This is a genomic window from Glycomyces rhizosphaerae, assembly GCF_042647865.1.
In the GTDB taxonomy this organism is placed as follows: Bacteria; Actinomycetota; Actinomycetes; order Mycobacteriales; family Micromonosporaceae; genus Glycomyces; species Glycomyces rhizosphaerae.
Genome location: NZ_JBHRWO010000020.1, coordinates 170,195 through 188,253 on the forward strand (window position 1 = coordinate 170,195; position 18,059 = coordinate 188,253).

Genomic DNA, 18,059 nt, shown 5'->3' on the forward strand with positions numbered 1-18,059 from the left:
CCGTGGCCACCTTCCTCTACCGCCTCGGCAGAGGGTCCTTCAGACTGCGATGGCTCGTCCTCGTCGTCTGGGTCCTCATCGTCGGCGGCGTAGGCGCCGCAGCGGCGACCATGCAGCAGGAGACGAACCCCGAGTTCGTCCTCCCCGGCACCGAATCCCAGGAGGCCTTCGACCTCCTCGAAGATCGCTTCCCCGAGGCGAGCGCCGACGGCGGCAGCGCCCAGATCGTCTTCGAATCCGAGAACGGCGAACCGCTCACGGCCGAATCCAACAAGGCGGCCATCGACGACCTCGCGGCCGTCATGGCGGACTCGCCGGAGATCGCCTCGGTCACCAGCCCCTTCGCCGTTGACGAAGCCGGCAACCCGATCGGCATGATCTCCGCCGACGGCCAGACCATCGCCGTCATGCAGGTCGCTTACGCCGAGCCCTCCATGGAGCTCGAAGAGAGCACCATCGACTACCTCGAAGACGCCGTGGCCGACACCGAGCACGCGGGCCTCCGCGTCGAGGTCGGCGGCGACGTCCTCCAGTCGATCCCCGAGACCGGCGCCACCGAGATGATCGGCATCGGCGTCGCCCTGGTCGTCCTCGTGATCACCTTCGGCGCGCTCCTCGCGGCGGGCCTGCCGATCATCACCGCGGTGCTCGGCGTCGCGCTCACCACCGCGGGCATCCTCGCCGCGACCTCCTTCATGAACGTCAGCGAGTCCACCGGCACGCTGGCCTCCATGATCGGCCTCGCCGTCGGCATCGACTACGCGCTGTTCATCCTCTCCCGTTACCGCAACGAACTCGCCAAGGACGGACGCGTCGAGGACAAGCGGGCCCGCGCCGAAGCCATGGGCCGCGCCGTCGGCACCGCCGGCTCCGCCGTGTTCTTCGCCGGCCTCACAGTCGTGATCGCGCTGCTGGGCCTGTCGGTCGTGAACATCCCGTTCCTGACCGAGATGGCCGTCGCCGCAGCCGTCACCGTCGTCATCGCCGTGCTCATCGCCGTCACCCTGCTCCCGGCCTTCGCCGGGTTCGCCGGGAAGCGGATCTTCTCCAGGCGGCAGCGCCGCCGCATCGCCGAAGGCCTGCACGAGTCCAAGCCCAACGGCGGCAAACGCTGGGCCGGATTCGTCACCCGCCACCCGATCCTGGTCGGCCTGGTCGGCATCCTCGGCCTCGGCGCGCTCGCCTACCCGGCGCTCGACCTCGAACTGGGCCTGCCCGACGCCGGATCCTCCGGCGAGGAGACCACCCAGCGCCAGGCGTACGACCTCATCAGCGAGGGCTTCGGCGAAGGCTTCAACGGCCAGCTCATCATCGTGGGCGACCTCGAAGACGGCGTCGACGCGATGACCGCCGCGCAGGACATCACCGACGAGCTGGGCGACATCGACGGCATCGCCGTCGTCGGCCAGGCGTTCCCGAACGCCGACCTGGACACCGTCATGGTCACCCTCATCCCGGAGACCGGACCGTCCGACCACGCCACCAACGAGCTCGTCCACGAGATCCGCAGCGTCCTCGCCGACGACACCGACGCCGACTGGTCGGTCACCGGCGCCACCGCGCTGAACATCGACATCTCGGACAACCTCAACGACGCGCTGCTGCCGTACATGCTCATCGTCGTCGGCCTCGCGGCACTGATCCTGCTGCTGGTCTTCCGCTCGATCCTCGTGCCGCTCATGGCCACGCTCGGGTTCATGCTCAGCGTGTTCGCCGCACTCGGCGCGCTCGTCGCGGTCTTCCAGTGGGGCTGGATGGCCGAGCTGTTCAACGTGGACCAGCCCGGCCCGATCATGTCGATGATGCCGATCCTCATGATCGGCCTCGTCTTCGGACTCGCGATGGACTACCAGATCTTCCTGGTCACCCGTGTGCGCGAAGCGTACGTGCACGGAGCGAACCCGAAGCAGGCCATCATCGAGGGCTACGGCCACTCCTCGCGGGTCGTCGTCGCCGCCGCGCTCATCATGATCAGCGTCTTCGCGGCGTTCATCTTCAGCGGCGAGGCGATGATCTCGGCGATGGGCTTCGCCCTCGCGGCGGCCGTCATCTTCGACGCGTTCGTGGTCCGCATGGCGATCATCCCCGCGATCATGGCCCTCATCGGCCGCGGATCGTGGTGGATCCCCAAGTGGCTCGACCGCATCCTGCCGAACGTCGACGTCGAAGGCGAGAAGCTCCAGGAGCACCTCTCCGGAGACGCCCCGAGCGAAGACGAGCGCGAGCTCGTCGGAGCGTCCAAGTAACCGATGCCTGAAGGGGATCGGGCCCACCCCCGGCCCGGTCCCCTCCGGCACTCGGTGAACGGGGCGACTCATGACGGTCTTCTTCTGGGCGATGCTCATCCTCATCGGCATGGTGGTCGCGGACTTCTTCGTCCCCATGCTCCCGAGCGCGACGCTCGTGACCGCCGCCGCCGGGCTCGTCTTCGGCAACCCGCTCCTCATCGGCGTGCTGCTCGTCGGCGCCGCCGTCGCCTCCTGGCTCGGCGAGTTCCTCGGCTACCGGCTCTTCCGCTCCCTGCGGGCGGGACTGGCCAGCCGCGGACCGCGCGCGGTCCGCGGCCTCATCACGGGCACCGTCGCGAAACTCGAGACGCTCCTGCAGCGCACCATCATCGACCATCCCTACCGGACGACGATGGTCGCGCGGTTCCTCCCGGCGGGCCGCACCGCGCTGGCGTGGGCGGCGGCCGGAACCGCCAAGCCCCCGTACGCGCGCATGGCCGCGCTCGGCGGCGTGCTGTGGGCCGTCTACTCCGTCAGCCTCGGCCTGACGATCGCCTGGATCGCCGGACCGGGACTCCAATCCCTGGTCGGCTCGGTCGTCACCATGGCGGCCGTGGGCCTGTTCCTCGGCTGGGTCGCCCGCCGCTGGCAGCGCACCCACCCGGATCTGCCGGAGGCCGCGGTCCTGGCGATCGCGGCCGCACCGGACGCGGAACCCGCTGCCGCGGACGACGAGGCCCGGGCCGCCTAGCAAACCGGGTAGTACATCACACGTGACACACGATGGGGCCCGGCCGTTTCGGCCGGGCCCCATCGCCGCCCCGAACCTTCTCGAGGGACGGGCTTGCCCCTGAGCCCCCCACGTTGATAGCGTCTGCCACCGTGACTGCACCGCTTCGCACGTTCGGACCGCTTGACCACAGCTACACCGGGTGGGCCTCGGCCGCGCTCGCGATCGGGAGACCCGCCGCCGACTTGGCGGTGCAGGGCCCCGAGGCCATGCCGGTCACCATGTCCAACCACTCGCACGAGGAGAACTGGTTCGAGCTGCTGACCCGGCCCCTGTGGGGCCTGGCCGCCGCCAAGGACACCGTTCCCGATGACACCTGGGCCGGCCTCGCGCCCGCGCTCGCCCGCGCCCTCGACCCCGCCGACCCCTGGTACGTCGGGGACGTCGCGAACGGCGGACAGCGCGTCGTCGAGTCCGCCGCCGTCGGCTGGAGCTTCGCGCTCGCCCCCGAGAAACTCTGGGAGCCCCTGGACGCCAAGGCGAAGGACAACGTCGCCGCCTGGCTCACCGCCGCCTACACCGCGCCCGTGGCCGACACGAACTGGCACTACTTCCCGATCTTCGTCGGGCACGGCCTCAAACGCCTCGGCATCGAGCACGACCGGTCCATCACGACCGCGCACCTCGACCGCATGGGGGAGTTCGCCCTCGGCACCTCGGTCTTCGAGGACGGCCCGGGCGGCCGCGTCGACTACTACAACCCGTTCGCGTTCCACACCTATGCGCTGCTGCACTTCAAGCTGTGCGGCGACGACCGGTTCGTGCCGAACGCGGCCGCGTTCGCCCGCAAGTTCCGCTCCTGGTTCGCCGCCGACGGCGCGGCCGTCCCCTATGGGCGCAGCCTCGGCTACCGCTTCGCCCAAGGGTCCTTGTGGAGCGCGCTGGCGGCCGCCGACGTGGAGGCGGTGCCGTGGGCCGAGGCCGCGGGCTTCGCGCGCCGGCACCTCGACTGGTGGTGGGAGCGGCCGATCCTCGATCCCGAGGGGCGCCTCACCGTCGGATACGCCTACCCGAACGACGCGGTGGTGGAGCAGTACCTGACGGCCGGCTCGCCCTGGTGGGCGACGAAGATCTTCGCGGGCCTCCTGGCCCCGGCCGATCATCCCTTCTGGACTGCTGAGGCGGCCGTGCCGGAGCCGGTCGTGGAGCCGCACAAGGCGGCCCGCACCGTCCACGTGCGCGACCGCAGCGGCCATGTGACGCGTTTGAACGGGCAGTCCTGGCACCCGTGGGCGCGCGGCGGGCAGGAGGCGTACGCCAAGTTCGCGTACTCGTCGCTGGCGGGCTTCTCGCATGCGACGCCCGGGCCGGGTCTGGAGTTCGCGGTGCCGGACGGGGCGCTGCTGCTCTCGGAGGACGGCCGCCACTGGCGGGGCCGCGAGGACTCCGACGACGGTTCGATCGATGCGAACGGCGTCTTGAAGATCGCTTGGCAGCCTTGGGAGGACGTGACGGTGACGACCTCGCTCGAGGCGGCCGTTGACGGCTGGCACGCGCGGGTCCACGTGATCGAGACCGAGCGGACCCTGCACACGGGGGAGGGCGGCTGGTGCGTCCCCAAGCCCGGCAACGTCGCCGAGGTCGAGGCGTCGAAGGTCACGGTGGTGAGCCACGGCCTGCGCTCGGAGATCATCGACGGAGACTCGGGCAGGGAGGCGGCGCTCATCGAGCCGATGCAGGGCACGCACCTGTACTGGCCGAGCACCGTGCTGCCGGTGCTCAGAGGCGTCCTCGAACCGGGCAAACACATCCTGAAATCACTGATATATATCGGCTCCGAGGTTTAGAACCTCCTCTTCAGAAACCGACAAAAAGACTGAAACGTGCGCGGCTTCGCCGCGCTCTCATCAAGAGAACGACTGCGAGCCCGGTCACGATCGGGCTCGCGGTGTCACAAACGGCGGCCCTGTTCGGCTCTTGGATTGCGACCGACCAAGAACGAGGAGGGCCGCCGTGAACGCAACGGATCCGCAAGCCCGGTTCGCCGAGCACCGCGAGCTGCTGTTCGGCATCGTCTACGGGATGCTCGGCACTGTCGCCGACACCGAGGACGTGCTCCAAGACGTATGGCTCGCTTGGGAACGCCGCTCGCACGGCGATCCGATCGAGCATTCCCGCGCCTACCTGGTGCGCGTGGCGATCAACGCCGCGATCGCCCGCCAGGAGTCGGTGCGCCGCCGCCGCGAGACCTATATCGGGCCGTGGCTGCCCGAGCCGGTGATGACCGAGACGGCGCCGGACGCGGCCGAGCCCGCGCTGCGGGCCGAGTCGGTGTCCTTGGCGCTCATGGTGGTCCTCGAATCGCTGACGCCGGCCGAGCGGGCCGTGTTCGTCCTCGCCGAGGTCTTCGGGTACGTGCACGGCGAGATCGCCGAGCTGCTCGGGCGTACGCCCGCTTCGGTCCGGCAGCTCGCGCACCGAGCCCGGTCCCATGTGCAGGCCCGCCGACCGAGGTACGAAGTGGACCCCGCGGTGCACCGCCAGGTCACCGAGCGGTTCATGGCCGCCGTGGCCGGTCAGGACATCGACGCCCTGCTCGAGCTCATGTCGCCCGAGGTGGTCCTCACCTGCGACGGCGGCGGCATCGGCCCCGCCGCCGGGCCCCGGCCCATGCACGGGCCCGAACGGATCGCCGCGCTGCTCGTGCATCGCAGGTTCGTCCGCTCCACAGGTCTCGCGGTCGAGTTCCGGCCCGTGAACGGCTCGCCTTCGGCGCTGATGATCCGCGGCGGCCACGTCGTCGGGGTCCTCATGCTCGACCTCGCGCCGGACGGCGATCAGGTGGCTGCGGTGTACGCGGTCACCAATCCCGAGAAGCTCACCACCCTGCACTGAGCCCGGCTCATTCCCTCGCCGCGCCGCGAACCCGCTCATGCGCTACGTGACCCTGCCGATCGCGCGGGCCGTGATCGGCGTGCCTCCAGTACCCGTATCACCGTCGCCTACTGAACAACGAATGAAGGACAAGCCATGGAAACCCTCTACTACGTCATCGCCGCGTCCGCGGCCGTGCTCAACTTCGGTTCCGGCGTCGGCGCGATGGTGCGGCTCAAGGTCATCCTGCCGCTCATGGACGGCGCGAACGTGCCGCATTCGATGCTGGTCTTCCCGATCGGCGTCCTCAAGGCCGCGGGCGGGATCGGTCTCGCCCTGGGCCTGTTCGGGGTGCCGCTCGTCGGGACGGCGGCCGCGATCGGGCTGATCCTGTTCTGGACGTGCGCCGTCCACACGCACGTCCTCGCGAACTTCTGGCCGAAGGAGACCGTCGGGACCTTCACCTTCCTCGGCCTGTCGATCGCGACGCTCGCCCTCGACCTGGCGCTTCACTTCTGATCCTGCCCGCCCCGCCGCGACAGTTCACCTCGCGGCGGGGCCGCATTTCCCCAGAGGTCTTGAACATTTCGCATATTTCGGGCAATCTGATTGCGCGACAGCCGAAGCCGAGACGACCTCGGCGTTCACGACAACTGGAGACCTATGCGTACCCCGCCCCGCCTGGCGGCGCTCACCGCGCTCACCTCGCTCGCCACCCTCGCGCTCACCACCTTCCCGAGCGCGGCCGCCGCGCAGCAGACCGCCCAGAGCGGCGACCTCTCGGTCCTCTCCTACAACGTCGCGGGCCTCCCGCTCGGGATCGGCGACGGCGACCCCGAGACCAACACGCCGATCATCGGCTCCCGCCTGGGCTCCTACGACATCGTGCACGTCCAGGAGGACTTCAACCACCACGCGGCTCTCTACGCCGCCGACGACCATCCGCATCGGACGGCCACCAGCGGCGGCGTGCCCTTCGGCGACGGCCTCAACACCTTGTCCGACATGCCGTTCGAGGACTTCGAGCGCGTCAAGTGGGACGACTGCGCCTCCGGCTCCGGCGACTGCCTGACCCCCAAGGGCTTCACGTTCATGCGCGCCCGCCTCGCCGAAGGCGTGTGGGTCGACCTGTACAACCTCCACACCGATGCCGGGAGCGAGGCCGCCGACGTCGCCGCTCGCGAGAAGAACCTGGCGCAGGTCTCCGCCTTCATGGCCGAGCACTCCGCCGGGAACGCCGTCATCATTTACGGCGACACCAACACCCGCTACACCCGCGGCGACGGCATCGCGGAGTTCGTGGCGGGCAACGGCCTCACGGACGCCTGGGTCGAGCAGATCCGCGGCGGCGACGCCCCGAACGAGGGCGATCCGGCCCTGGTCTGCGAGGACGAGACGGTGAGCGCGGACTGCGAGGTCGTCGACAAGATCCTGTACCGCTCCGGCGACCACGTGCGGCTCGACGCGGGCCAGTACCGCAACGACCACGCCGCCTTCAGGAACGATGCGGGGGAGAACCTCTCCGACCACTACCCGATCGCAGTGGACTTCTCCTGGTCGACCGGCGGCGACTTCGCGCTCAGCGACCAGTTCGGCGGCCCGCACGGCGACTTCTTCACCGATGTGGACGACCTCGACGCGGGCGACGCCGTCCGCTCGCTGCGGCTGCGCGGCGGGTCCCGAGTGGACTTCATCGGCGCGACCCTCACCGACGGCACCGTCCTCGCCCACGGCGGCAGCGGCGGCACCCTCGCCGAGCTCACGCTGAATGCGGGTGAGTACCCGGTGTCGCTGCACCTGTGCAGTGCCCAGCACGACGGACACACGCGGATCTTCTACGCCCGCTTCACGACCAACACCGGCCGCACCCTCGCGACGGGGACGACCACGAGCAGCTGCGTCACTTACACGGCCCCGACCGGCTGGCAGATCGCCGGCTTCCACGGCCGCGCCGGGGCCGAACTCGACAAGGTCGGCGCGGTCTACACCCGCCGCTAGCCCCGATCTGAGCGCATGAAGCGCCGGGAGCCGGACGGCTCCCGGCGCTGCCCTGTTGCTGAACGGCCGCTCAGAAGAGTTCGTCGCGTCTCCGGCGATGAGCATCGAAAGGCCGATGGCGGCGATGCCCCAGAGCAGGTTGTCGAAGGTCCGTTCGGACCAGGCGCTGACGCTCGCCCACGTCGACTCGGGTTTCGGGTCTGCGGTCTCCTGCCCGGTGCCTTCGGATTCGGTTTCCGCGGTCTCTTCCACAGCGGCGTCAGTCTTCTGCTCGACGACGTTGGTGTCAGGCGCGGCGCTCGGGGCCAGGGTCCAGCCTTGCTGCTCCAGCCACTGCTGGCCGCCGAACAACGCGAAGATGGTCGCGATCCCGGACAGGAGCGCGACGAACCAGGCAAGGCCCTTCACGAACGTCGACAACGGACTCGGTCCTCCAACGGGAGTGCACGACGACCGGCCCTCGCGGGCGGAAGGTCATGCAGGCGGGCAGGATCGAGCCGGTCCTATGGGAACTGCGCCACCGCACTGGTGGCGCAGTGGCCGTGGATCAACGACCGGTGCGCATCGCCATGCAGCGGCGCACCTCCCACATGCGGTAGGCGATGTGCTCGGCGGTGTCGACCTCGGCGCTGCCGTTGCTGTGCACCAGGCCGGCTGCCCAGAGGCATTGGGCCGCATGGCGGGCGGCCATGAGCACGGGCAAGTGGACCTCCAGCTCGACCGGCAGGGCCCGCACCGACCGGTACCCGTCGAGGAACGCGGCGCGCAGCGCCCGGAAGTGGGGGTAGTCGCTGAGGTTGCCCAGGATGGGACCGAGGTCGGCGAGGTAGTGGCCCCATCCGCTTTCGTCGAAGTCGAGCACGCCGACGCTCCAGCCCTGCCGGGTGCGAACGGTATGGCAGTTGCCGAGGATGAAGTCGTGGTGGACGATCCCGAACGCTGCGGGGTCGTCGCCGAGTCGCTCGAAGATGTCGGCGGTCTGGTCGGCGACGGCATCGAAGTCCGAGCGGTCCGCCGCGCTCAGCAAGTCACGGAAGGGCCCGGGTCGATAATGCGACGCCTCAGTGAACAGGGACTTGGGATCCCACGTCGGCAGGTCGAAACCCTGCGGAGCGGCGAACGATTCGGAGGCCAAGTGGAGGTGCCCCAGTGCCCGGCCGATCTGGTGCACGCCTCTGGGGCCCAGGCCGGTCTCCGGGCGGCGCACTTCGCCGTCGATCCAGGTCAGGAGGTCGCAGTGCAGCGTTTGCGATGCGGCACCGTCGAGTCCGGGCACGGTGACCGTGACTGAAAGGGATCCGTCCTTGGTCCTGACGGGTGCTGGGACGCGAACACCGGCGGCGCCTAGGGGCTGCTGCACCGAGTCCAGGAAGGCCAGTTCGGATCGCGTGTGTTCTTCGGGGCGGTATCGGGGTCGATGGACCCGCAGCGCGCATCGGCGCCGATCGCCGGCCGTCACGTTGAACACGGCGTTGTTGAGCAGCCGGATCGGCTCGACTGAGATCGGTGCGGGCAGGTCGTACTCGTTCAGGGCGGCCGCGGCTGCGATGCGGACGGTGTCGGCGTAGGCGGTGTCGGTGGGCGACAAGCGGGCTCCTTCGGCGGTGCATCGGCCGGTGCGGGGTGGGCCGTCATCACAGCAGACTTGTTCCGAATCCGCAATCGGGTATTGAAGGTGGGGAATGTGATTGCGGCGCAACCGGAGCGTGGGGTTCGCGCGTGGAGTACTCGTACGCGAAAGCAGTGGGCCCATGAGGTTGACGGGACTCGACGAGAACGCGGAAGGACCGAGCGATGCACAACGCTTCAGCACCGACCACCGATGAGCGGTTCCAGAAGGTCGACAACTACCGCAGTGAGGACGGCTTGGCGGTCCGCCAAGGGCTCTATGCCTACAAGACACCCGACTACGACCTTCCCGGCGTCGTGACCTCGAACATCACGGGGCGGCCGAAGCGGGTGCTCGACGTCGGCTGCGGCAATGGCCGTTACACCGGTCGCCTCCGCGAGGCCTTCCCCGATGCCGAGGTGATCGGCGTTGATCTCGCCTCGGGCATCCTGGAGACCGTTCCGGAGCCGACGGTGGTCGCGGACGTCGCGGAGCTGCCGTTCGAGGATAGTTCGGCCGATGTCGTGCTGGCAATGCACATGCTTTACCACGTGCCCGACATCCCGGCCGCGCTCGAAGAGCTCCGGCGTGTGCTGGCCCCGGGTGGGGTTCTGTTCGTCTCGACGCTCGCCTCCGACGACAAGCAGGAATACCACCCGATTTGGTGCGAGGCCGGGAAGACCGCGCTTGGAACCGAAGTGCGGCAGGCGCTCTCGGTCGTAGTTGAGCGGTTCTCGCTGGAGACGGCTCAGTCGATGCTGGCCGAGCGGTTCGCGTCCGTAGTGCTGCATGATCTGCCAGGAGTGATCGAATTGCCCGAACCGGGCCCGCTGGTGGCGGCGTTCCGGTCGGAGGCGGATTTCACGGCGCTGGCTCCAGAGGATTTCGAGCGCTTGATGGAAGCGATCGAGCGGCAGCTCGAGGACCATTTCGCGAAGCACGACCTGCTGCGCATCACGAGTCACTCCGGCATCCTCGAATGTCGGGACGCGAAGCGCTAGATGAAGTCCGGGCGTTCTGGATACTTCGGGATCGGGAGACGGGACGATGGGGTCGTTAGGATCGCGAGTGGCCTGATCGTTCAGCGGCGATGCGGAGGTACCGATGCGCAATACCGAAATGGCCAAGCTCGAGGGGCTCGTGGGCGAGTGGCAGACGACGCTTTCCGATGCGTGGTTCCTGGAACCGCCGGGCACGACGGTGCCGGGTGAGACGAGCATTCAGTGGATCGGTGAGTCGTTGTTGTTCGTGCACACGACGTTCGGCGGTGGCGGGCATGCGCATTCGGAGTTGCGGAACGTCCTCGGGCGCAGCGACGCGAACGACCGCTTCGTCGCGCTCTATGAGGACGACCGGGGCGTGTGCCGCGAGTTCGCCATGACGTTCGGGGATGGGCGCTGGACGATGTCTCGCGAGGATCCCGACTTCCACCAGCGTTTCATCGCCGACGTCGTCGAGCGGGACCGGATCCTCGGCCGCTGGGAGGCCTCCGATGATGCGGGCGAGACGTGGCGCAAGGACTTCGACATCACCTACGAGCGTGTCTGACCCGGCCGGGGTGTTCAGAGGTAGTTGCTGACCTCGATGAGGTTCTGGTCGGGGTCGCGGAAGTAGACGCTGAGGATCGGTCCGGTCGCGCCCGTGCGCTGGACCGGGCCTTCTTCGATCTGGACGTCTTGGGCGTTGAGTTCGGTGATCACCTGCGGGAGCGGGTCGGTGGTGATCAGGCACAGGTCGGCGCTGCCGGGGACTGGGCGGAGCGCTTTGGGTTCGAATTCGCGGCCGGCCTGGTGCAGGTTGATCTTGCTGCGGCCGAAGGCGAGAGCGGTGCGGCCTTCGCCGAACTTCACTGCTTCCATGCCCAGGACCCGGGAGTAGAAGTCGAGCGTCGCTTCGATGTCGGCGACGGTCAGCACAAGGTGATCGAGTCGGTCGATGCGCATGGGCTCAGTCTCTCAGGCTCGCGGACGCGAACGGATTCGCTCGACGAACGCGGGCTCATCGAGCGCCGCCATGACCGATCTGGACGCGTCGGCGCACGAGCACTCGGTGCAGCGCGTCTTCCCGATGCTCGGGGAGACCGGGTCGACCGAGGAAGTCTTGAAGCTGCTGTGATGACCTAGGCTGTCAGGGTGATCGTCTGGCTCTCCTCGTTCCCCCGCTCGGGCAACACCTTCTTTCGTATTGCGCTGCAACGGTTCTATCGAGTGCCGACCTATGTCGTCTACGACGTCGACGGCGTGGCCGAGCGGATCGGTACCGACCTGATGGACGCCCGGGATCGGCCGGGCACGTTCGAACAAATGCGAGCCTCTCCCGAGGTGCATTTCGTGAAGACGCATCGGCGACGCGACGACCCGGTGATCGACGACCAGGACCGGGCGATCTGCCTGGTCCGGGACGGCCGCGACTGCGTGGTCTCCTGGGCGCGGCTGGGGACGGCGGGTGCTGCCGGCGAGGTCGACTATCCGGATCGCTTTGCGGCGGAAGCGAAGTCGATCATCACACGGCGCGATGGCGGCACGGCGTCATGGGGCCAGAACGTCCTCTCCTGGCGCAAGTCGGCCGCTCCACGGTCGGTCTGGGTTCGATTCGAGGACCTCATCGTCGATCCGGAGGGGTCGGTGAAGGCGGCCGTCAGCGAGGCCGCCCCGGAGCTGCAGCCGATCGCGGAGGGGCAGGTGCCGACCTTCGACGATCTGCGCCGCCACGATCCGAGCTTCTTCCGAGCAGGGAAGACCGGGACGTATCGGGCGGAGCTCTCGGAAGAGCTGCACGACCTGTTCTGGCAGCAGCCGGAAAGCGCAGAGGCCATGCAGCTCTTGGGATACGAGCGAAAGTCTGCTTAAAGGCCCGGTGCGCCGAACGCGGCCCGCCGCTTGGCGCCGCGACGAAGTCGGAACCGCAGGTAGATCGCCCGCACCACGGTGCCGATGACAAAGGCGGCGGCCGCGATCGCGCCGAACAGCGCGAGCGGGGCACCGCTCGGCTCGCCGGTGCGGTGAGCGGCCCGACCCTCGGGGTCGTAGGTGATCACCACCGACTCGCCGATGTCGAAGCGGCCTCGCGGCGACGTTCGCTGGTCGATCTCTCCGGCGGTCGGGCATTCCAGGGTGTGGTCGTACTTGGGCTCGCGGTCGTCGCCGCTGCGGACGTAGATCTTCTCTTGCGAAGTGACCGTGCAGGACTCGGTGACGCCACGCTCGGTGAGCACCTGCTCGTTGACGCCGATGAACACGAGCACCGGGACGGCGAACAGGATGATGTGGACTGCGATCGCCGCGGCCACCATGGGCGTCAGGCCTTCCCGGAGCACGAAGTACCAGACTTGGGCGAGGATCAGGAGGAACGCGACCGCGATCAGCGTGACCGGCACCGGGGTCCAGAACGCGTCGGCGACGAACATCGAATACCAGGCGGCGGCACCGGTGAACGCTCCGGCGGCGAGCACCAGCACCGCGCCGACGGTGATGTCGCGGCCGAGTCTGATCTTGTCCTCGAAGGAACGCTCGGGATTCCTCCCCGGCGGGGGCGGCGGGTGCCCGCTCTGGGAGTACTGGGGACCGTATGGCTGCTGAGTCACTTTGGGGCGCTTCCTATGGGGCTTGCGTGGGCGCCCCCAGACTAGAGGTTGAGCCAGTGACGCGCGTCTTCGAGGCCTTTCTCGTTACCTGCTTGGTCGGCGATGCCGGTGAGGTCGTGGTCGGCGATGCGGCGGGCGAAGTAGTCGGCTTGGACGGCCCAACGGAAGCGCAGCAGCGTGAGCAGGCCGCGGTCGACTTCGACGCGAGTGAGAGCACCCTGGGCGAGGTAGGCCTCGATCAGAGGGCCGGCGTTGTCGGGGCCGCCGACGTACATCACCGCGGAGGCGAGGTCGTAGAGGAGGGGGCCGCGCATGGCGGTGGACCAGTCGATGAGCCCGCAGGTGCCGGTGTCGGGGTCGAGGCGGAACGCTTCGGGCGCCGGGTCGGTGTGGAGGGGTCCCCAGGTGAGGGTCGCGGGGTCGAGGTCGTCGAGGGCGGCGAGCGCCGCCGTGACGGCGGGGCGGACCCAGGCTTGGAAGTCGAGGTGCTCGGCCGTCGGATCGACCCAGTGGAAGGTGTCGCCGGTAGGGATGTCGGTGCCTTGGAGAGCGGTGTGGGCGCGGGCGAGGGTGGTGCCGATGATGCGCTGTTCCGCCGGGCCGTCGGTGGTGATGCCGTCGCCGGGAACCCATGCCGGCAGCGCGAGCTCAACGCCTTCGACGGTTACGCAGAGGAGGCCGTCGCGGTTGCGTTCGGGGGCGCCGGTCGGAAGATCGGGCCGGTCGAGCAGGGCCGCGGCGGCGAGGCCACTCGCGTAGTCGAAGACCGTGTCCGGCTCGACGGCTTTGGCGACCCAGCGACGCGAGTCCGCGGTGACGAACCAGGTGCCGGAGTTCATGCCCCCATGGTGGGTTTCGATCCGAGCATGGCGGAGTCCCCAGTGTTCGCCGAGGCAGGTGCGCAAGCGGTCCTCGCTGATCATGTGCCGCAGTCAATCACCGGTTCAGTCACCTCGCAACGGCTTGACGAGTCGACATGCAGGCGTCGATCGAGTCGGTAGGCGACTGCGCGCTTGGCACGGCCAGCGCGCTGATTGGCGGGGAAGGCGGGAGTGGCGGGTCGTCAGCGGGTCGGGAGGAGGCGTTCGGCGTTGGCGAGTTTGTCGTGGCCCCAGGCGATTCCGTGGTCGAGGACGTATAGGCCGGTGGCGACCCGCTCGATGAAGCCCCATTCCCAGACCGCTTGCCCGTCGGTCCCGGTCGAGTCGGCCAGCCGGGATCCGATGCGGTGGGCCAAGGCGAGTGGGTCGCGGGCGTGCGCCAGTTCGGTGTCCCAGTCGCGGAGGATCACGCCGAGGTCGTAGGCGGGTTCGATCAGGAGCCCTTCGGGGTCGACGAAGGCGTAGCCGGACTCGGCGCCGCGACGCCGGTGCGGGACTTGCAATGCGTTGCCGGCGTGGGGATCACCGTGGCCCCACACTGAGTGCTCAGGGGCGAAGGCGGCTTCGCGGCGGTCGAGGAATCGTAGGGCGAGATCGACCGCTTCGGCGGAACAGGGCCGGTCCAGTTTCTCCCAGTTGTCTGCGATGAGTGTGCGCAGGCCTTGAGCCTTGGTCGCTCCTGTCTGGAAGTCCGGTCGTGTCGGCGGGCGCACTTTCCAAGCCTCGCGGAGGGTGGTGACGAGCGTGTCGAGCATGGCGTTGAGTGGCAGCCCTTGCTCGTCGAGCGGTTGTCCGAGCGCTTCCATGAGCAGCGCCTGCCGCATGTGGTCGGAGGCGAGTACCCGCGCGTAGCCGTGCCCGGCGGCTCTTTCGAGGGTGTCGATCTGGTTGTTCATCCAGGGCATCGGGACCAGGAGTTTCACGACGGCGTCGGTTCCGTCGGCTCGCTTCACGCGGGCCACGTACCCCTCGTTCGCGTTCGGGAGGGGTTCGCCGACGACGATCGACCATTGCGTTTCGATCGCGGTGACGAGGTGCGGCAGTTCGTCAAGCCAGCGGAGGCCTGCTTCGCCGGCATGTTCGGCGCGCACGCGGGCGGTGGGGGGCCTGCCGGTAGTAACTAGGAAAAAACAACGCTAAGCAGGAGTTCCTAGCTGAACGGTTCTGTCTCGGGGCCATCATGAGTGGATGATGAAGCTGACGTGGGATACCAACTGCCTGATCTCAATTGAGAGCGCCGGGCCGTCCAGGGCGGCCGACAAGGCGGCGCTCCAGCGTCTGCTGGAGCTTCACGATCAGGGGCAGGTGCAGATCAGGCTTTCGGCCGGCACGGGAGCCGAGTGGCAGCCCGACGAGACCTACCTACAGAACTTGCAGCGCTTCCAGGACCGCCGCAAGAAGGCCGGACTCGGGCACCTGGAGCTTCTACCCGCACCGGCACGGCTGGGAATGTCCTTCCTCGACAACGCGGTGCTGGTGGGGGATGACTTCGAGGACGAGATCAGGTCCATGTTCGCGGTGATGTTCCCAGGCAAGTCGTACGATGACCGGCCTGAGTCCGATGAGAGCTCCCAGGCGTACCGGGACTGGCGGAACAGAATCATCGACGTCGAGATGTACTGGAGCCACCTCAAGAACGACGGCGACCTGTTCGTCACCAGGATCTCTAAGGACTTCATCGACGGCGGACGCAGAGAGCGTCTGCTGGAGTTCGGTGGGCGTGGGATCGAAGTCCCCACCGAGGCAGAGGAATGGTTGGCGCAGAACTGAGGCGAGACTGCGGAATCGGCCTCGCCTTCCTGCCCCTGGGGCGGCAGCGGTGGCCCGTTCAGGGCTGGAGTCCGCCGTGGTTGGTTGCTCCCGGCCGCCGCTCCGTCTCCCAGACGTTGCACCACAGGCACGCCCAGGCCAGATTCCCCAAGTCGTTCGTCCCGCCGTCGAGGAGCCCCAACCGGTGATCGAGCGACCCGATGCGGCGGCCGACCATCGCCCACCGCATCGGCCGCCCGTCATGACCGGAGGGGCGCCGCTCCAGAGCGAGCGACCCGCAGTAGGTGCAGCGCCCGAGCGCGGCTTCGGCGACCTGCCACACCTCAAGCGCGGTGGTCCTCCGCTCCGGCCGCCCGGACATCAGGCGCTCACGGCTCGCCGTCTTCGCCTTGACCCGGCACCACTGGAGACGCTCACGCTCGGTGGTGCGGGCGAGGTAGTCCTCCCAAGACGTGTAGACCGGGGCTGGAAGCTCGGCACCGACCGCCTCGGTGGGGGCCTCGAACGCGGGGCGAGACTGCCACGCCTCCTTGAAGGCGCGCGCTTCCTCCGATGAGATTCGGGCCGTGCTCTTGATGAGCCGATCGGCATCATGGCCGGTGAACTTCTCCTCCATCACGTGGCCTGCTTGCCGGCGACGGCCGTGCGGCCCGCGGCGCGGAGTTCTTTGAGGTCGGGGATGTGGTTGTAGAGGGTGCCGACGCCGACGCCGAGGAGTTCGGCGATGGACTCGACAGACCGTTCGGGGTTGGGCAGGAGGTCGCGAGCGGCGGCCAGGAGCTTGGCGTCGACCACCGTGGGGCGCCCACCCTTGCGGCCGGCGGCGCGCGCGGTGGCGAGGCCTTCGCGGGTGCCTTCGACGATGAGCTCGCGAACGAACTGAGCGAGGGCGGCGAAGATGTGGAAGACCAGGCGCCCGCCGGGGGTGGTGGTGTCGATGCCCTCCTTGATGGAGGTGAAGCCGACATGGCGCTGCTTGAGGTCCTCGACGAGGGTGACGAGGTCTTGGAGGGATCGGCCGAACCGGTCGGCGTTCTTGCCCGAGAGCTTGTCGCTGGAGATCCGGCGGCAACCGTGTTGGCGCAGGGCCCCGATCTGGGAGTCGAGGTTCTGGTCCCGGGTGGACACGCGCGCGTAGCCGATGAGGATGCCCGAGACCGGGACGGGGAGGAGGAGCTCGCCGGGGTCGGCGGGCGTCGCGGCGAGGTCGGTCATCTCCCCAGGCTACGGATCGGCCTCAGAAAGGGCCGGACCGGGTTTCTGAGGCCGATTTCCGCGGCGAGGTTGTTGAGGGGGTTGTTGAGGCCGGATCGGGCTGGTTTCGGCGCCGCGGCCGCGACGTCGTCGGATCCTCAGCAATCGATCGTTTCCTGACGAGCTGATGCCGCTGAAGCAACAGGACTTCGCCATATAATCGGATTTCACGTTCTATGCAAAATTCGCTAAGACTGCTAAGCTCGCTTCCATGGTTAAAGATCCACTGATTCGCGATCTTGTCGCGATCCTGCTGCCGCTGCCGGGCAAGCTGGCTGTATTTGACGATCCCACGTACTTTGAGGAGCACCAGAACACGCTCGACGCGACCTACGACGCCCGCGAGGAACTGGCCGGGCAGATGGAGGAGGCCCTCGAGGCTTCCGGCACCGACCCGCTGCTGGAGGCCATCACTGAGGCCAGCCACATCATCAATGCCCAAGAGGAGCAGCGTCGGCTGCTGTTCGCCTACGCCCGCGAGCATGTCCGCGGCCGCCCGTACTCGTTTGACGTGCTCGGCCGTGCCGCGGGCAAGCCCGCGTCGACCGTGCGCAGCTCCATCAAGCAGGCCGATATCGACGCCGTCGCCGAGCTCATCGGCCCGGCCCCGCGGGAGAAGACCCAGGAAAGCCCAGAGGAAGCCGCCATGGCGAACCTGCGCAGCCTGCTCGACGGTGTCGACCTCGAGACCCGGAAGAACCTGCTCGCCAACGACGGCGCGCAGTTGCGGCCGCTCCTGGCCGGACTGCACGAAGAGGCCGTCGAGCGGGTCATCGCCCAGCTCCGACAGGGCTACACCGAGATGCGCCCGCGCCTCGGATCGGCCCTGGCGCGCAAGCTGGAAGCGAAGGAGCAGGCGTGAACAGGACCTGTTCAAGCTCGCCGAGCCCGACGTCGAGGACTTCGTCTACGGCGAGTGGACCCGCCACCTCTACGACCGGGTGGCCGCGGCTTGGGGCCTGCCGACCGCAGACGGGACCCGGACCGAAGTCGCTCTTCCTGCCTTCGAATGGGCGGCGCTGTTCAACGTCCTCACGCAGGCCGAGCGCGCCGGCGTCCTTGACGCCGACCGCCTCCGCGACCTGATCCGGGGCTACTTCGGGGGCTGATCGCTCCTCATCGGCAGCGGCCG

19 protein-coding genes are annotated in these 18,059 nt (G+C 68.5%); 12 read left to right on the forward strand and 7 right to left on the reverse strand.

What is annotated here, in order from left to right; genetic code table 11:
- The first annotated feature begins 2 nt into the window (after window positions 1-2).
- From ACFO8M_RS19950 to ACFO8M_RS19975, 6 genes are all read left to right on the forward strand, one after another.
- Entirely contained in the window at window positions 3-2,246 is a 2,244-nt protein-coding gene (locus tag ACFO8M_RS19950; RefSeq protein WP_387978801.1) for an MMPL family transporter, read from the forward strand.
- Window positions 2,247-2,316: 70 nt separating this feature from the next.
- Complete coding sequence (locus ACFO8M_RS19955; RefSeq protein WP_387978803.1) at window positions 2,317-2,979, forward strand: DedA family protein; 663 nt, start codon at window positions 2,317-2,319, stop codon at window positions 2,977-2,979.
- 131 nt (window positions 2,980-3,110) lie between these two features.
- Window positions 3,111-4,805 (forward strand): DUF2264 domain-containing protein, encoded by a 1,695-nt coding sequence (locus ACFO8M_RS19960; RefSeq protein WP_387978805.1) that lies wholly within the window; start codon window positions 3,111-3,113, stop codon window positions 4,803-4,805.
- A 166-nt stretch (window positions 4,806-4,971) separates the two neighbouring features.
- The gene (locus tag ACFO8M_RS19965; protein WP_387978807.1) at window positions 4,972-5,853 is read left to right on the forward strand and encodes a sigma-70 family RNA polymerase sigma factor; all 882 of its coding nucleotides are present in this window, start codon (window positions 4,972-4,974) and stop codon (window positions 5,851-5,853) included.
- 135 nt (window positions 5,854-5,988) lie between these two features.
- A complete protein-coding gene (locus tag ACFO8M_RS19970) occupies window positions 5,989-6,351 on the forward strand; it encodes a DoxX family protein (protein ID WP_387978809.1) in 363 nt (120 codons plus the stop codon).
- Between the two features lie 144 nt (window positions 6,352-6,495).
- A complete protein-coding gene (locus tag ACFO8M_RS19975) occupies window positions 6,496-7,830 on the forward strand; it encodes a jacalin-like lectin (protein ID WP_387978811.1) in 1,335 nt (444 codons plus the stop codon).
- A 547-nt stretch (window positions 7,831-8,377) separates the two neighbouring features.
- Here the strand turns inward: ACFO8M_RS19975 and ACFO8M_RS19980 are convergent.
- Window positions 8,378-9,418 carry a phosphotransferase enzyme family protein gene (locus ACFO8M_RS19980; RefSeq protein ID WP_387978813.1) on the reverse strand — a complete coding sequence of 347 codons (1,041 nt, stop codon included), beginning with the start codon at window positions 9,416-9,418 and terminating at the stop codon, window positions 8,378-8,380.
- Window positions 9,419-9,624: 206 nt separating this feature from the next.
- Between ACFO8M_RS19980 and ACFO8M_RS19985 the strand changes: the two genes are divergently transcribed.
- Both ACFO8M_RS19985 and ACFO8M_RS19990 read left to right on the forward strand, forming a co-directional pair.
- Window positions 9,625-10,440, forward strand: coding sequence for a class I SAM-dependent methyltransferase (locus ACFO8M_RS19985; RefSeq protein WP_387978815.1), 816 nt, complete (start codon window positions 9,625-9,627; stop codon window positions 10,438-10,440).
- Window positions 10,441-10,543: 103 nt separating this feature from the next.
- A complete protein-coding gene (locus ACFO8M_RS19990; protein WP_387978817.1) occupies window positions 10,544-10,987 on the forward strand; it encodes a hypothetical protein in 444 nt (147 codons plus the stop codon).
- A gap of 14 nt (window positions 10,988-11,001) precedes the next feature.
- On the opposite strand, the gene ACFO8M_RS19995 is transcribed toward ACFO8M_RS19990, so the two are convergent.
- Window positions 11,002-11,382: a VOC family protein gene (locus ACFO8M_RS19995; RefSeq protein ID WP_387978819.1), complete on the reverse strand. Its 381-nt coding sequence runs from the start codon at window positions 11,380-11,382 to the stop codon at window positions 11,002-11,004.
- A 189-nt stretch (window positions 11,383-11,571) separates the two neighbouring features.
- Here ACFO8M_RS19995 and ACFO8M_RS20000 point away from each other — a divergent pair, with 189 nt between their 5' ends.
- Window positions 11,572-12,288 carry a sulfotransferase domain-containing protein gene (locus tag ACFO8M_RS20000; protein ID WP_387978821.1) on the forward strand — a complete coding sequence of 239 codons (717 nt, stop codon included), beginning with the start codon at window positions 11,572-11,574 and terminating at the stop codon, window positions 12,286-12,288.
- On the opposite strand, the gene ACFO8M_RS20005 is transcribed toward ACFO8M_RS20000, so the two are convergent.
- From ACFO8M_RS20005 to ACFO8M_RS20015, 3 genes are all read right to left on the reverse strand, one after another.
- The gene (locus ACFO8M_RS20005; RefSeq protein ID WP_387978823.1) at window positions 12,285-13,022 is read right to left on the reverse strand and encodes a hypothetical protein; all 738 of its coding nucleotides are present in this window, start codon (window positions 13,020-13,022) and stop codon (window positions 12,285-12,287) included. The genes ACFO8M_RS20000 and ACFO8M_RS20005 overlap by 4 nt on opposite strands.
- A gap of 41 nt (window positions 13,023-13,063) precedes the next feature.
- Complete coding sequence (locus tag ACFO8M_RS20010) at window positions 13,064-13,945, reverse strand: phosphotransferase enzyme family protein (protein ID WP_387978825.1); 882 nt, start codon at window positions 13,943-13,945, stop codon at window positions 13,064-13,066.
- Between the two features lie 140 nt (window positions 13,946-14,085).
- Window positions 14,086-14,994, reverse strand: a complete 909-nt coding sequence (locus tag ACFO8M_RS20015; RefSeq protein ID WP_387978827.1) for an aminoglycoside phosphotransferase family protein — start codon at window positions 14,992-14,994, stop codon at window positions 14,086-14,088.
- 97 nt (window positions 14,995-15,091) lie between these two features.
- Here ACFO8M_RS20015 and ACFO8M_RS20020 point away from each other — a divergent pair, with 97 nt between their 5' ends.
- Entirely contained in the window at window positions 15,092-15,673 is a 582-nt protein-coding gene (locus ACFO8M_RS20020; protein WP_387978829.1) for a hypothetical protein, read from the forward strand.
- A 58-nt stretch (window positions 15,674-15,731) separates the two neighbouring features.
- On the opposite strand, the gene ACFO8M_RS20025 is transcribed toward ACFO8M_RS20020, so the two are convergent.
- Window positions 15,732-16,289 carry a hypothetical protein gene (locus ACFO8M_RS20025; protein ID WP_387978831.1) on the reverse strand — a complete coding sequence of 186 codons (558 nt, stop codon included), beginning with the start codon at window positions 16,287-16,289 and terminating at the stop codon, window positions 15,732-15,734.
- Window positions 16,289-16,888, reverse strand: a complete 600-nt coding sequence (locus tag ACFO8M_RS20030) for a recombinase family protein (protein WP_387978833.1) — start codon at window positions 16,886-16,888, stop codon at window positions 16,289-16,291. The genes ACFO8M_RS20025 and ACFO8M_RS20030 overlap by 1 nt, the downstream gene beginning before the upstream one ends.
- A gap of 250 nt (window positions 16,889-17,138) precedes the next feature.
- Between ACFO8M_RS20030 and ACFO8M_RS20035 the strand changes: the two genes are divergently transcribed.
- Together ACFO8M_RS20035 and ACFO8M_RS20040 are read left to right on the forward strand one after the other, a co-directional pair.
- Window positions 17,139-17,789, forward strand: a complete 651-nt coding sequence (locus ACFO8M_RS20035; protein WP_387978835.1) for a hypothetical protein — start codon at window positions 17,139-17,141, stop codon at window positions 17,787-17,789.
- Window positions 17,790-17,868: 79 nt separating this feature from the next.
- Window positions 17,869-18,036: a hypothetical protein gene (locus ACFO8M_RS20040; protein WP_168801434.1), complete on the forward strand. Its 168-nt coding sequence runs from the start codon at window positions 17,869-17,871 to the stop codon at window positions 18,034-18,036.
- The last annotated feature ends 23 nt before the right edge of the window (window positions 18,037-18,059 follow it).

Bases quoted from the DNA above. Each gene is read 5' to 3' on its own strand.
- ACFO8M_RS19955 (WP_387978803.1), top strand. From the start codon at position 2,317: ATGACGGTCTTCTTCTGGGCGATGCTCATCCTCATCGGCATGGTGGTC.
- ACFO8M_RS19970 (WP_387978809.1), top strand. From the start codon at position 5,989: ATGGAAACCCTCTACTACGTCATCGCCGCGTCCGCGGCCGTGCTCAAC.
- ACFO8M_RS19985 (WP_387978815.1), top strand. From the start codon at position 9,625: ATGCACAACGCTTCAGCACCGACCACCGATGAGCGGTTCCAGAAGGTC.
- ACFO8M_RS19990 (WP_387978817.1), top strand. From the start codon at position 10,544: ATGCGCAATACCGAAATGGCCAAGCTCGAGGGGCTCGTGGGCGAGTGG.
- ACFO8M_RS20030 (WP_387978833.1), bottom strand. From the start codon at position 16,888: ATGACCGACCTCGCCGCGACGCCCGCCGACCCCGGCGAGCTCCTCCTC.
- ACFO8M_RS20020 (WP_387978829.1), top strand. From the start codon at position 15,092: ATGATGAAGCTGACGTGGGATACCAACTGCCTGATCTCAATTGAGAGC.
- ACFO8M_RS20035 (WP_387978835.1), top strand. From the start codon at position 17,139: ATGGTTAAAGATCCACTGATTCGCGATCTTGTCGCGATCCTGCTGCCG.
- ACFO8M_RS19975 (WP_387978811.1), top strand. From the start codon at position 6,496: ATGCGTACCCCGCCCCGCCTGGCGGCGCTCACCGCGCTCACCTCGCTC.
- ACFO8M_RS20010 (WP_387978825.1), bottom strand. From the start codon at position 13,945: ATGATCAGCGAGGACCGCTTGCGCACCTGCCTCGGCGAACACTGGGGA.
- ACFO8M_RS19995 (WP_387978819.1), bottom strand. From the start codon at position 11,382: ATGCGCATCGACCGACTCGATCACCTTGTGCTGACCGTCGCCGACATC.
- ACFO8M_RS20025 (WP_387978831.1), bottom strand. From the start codon at position 16,289: ATGGAGGAGAAGTTCACCGGCCATGATGCCGATCGGCTCATCAAGAGC.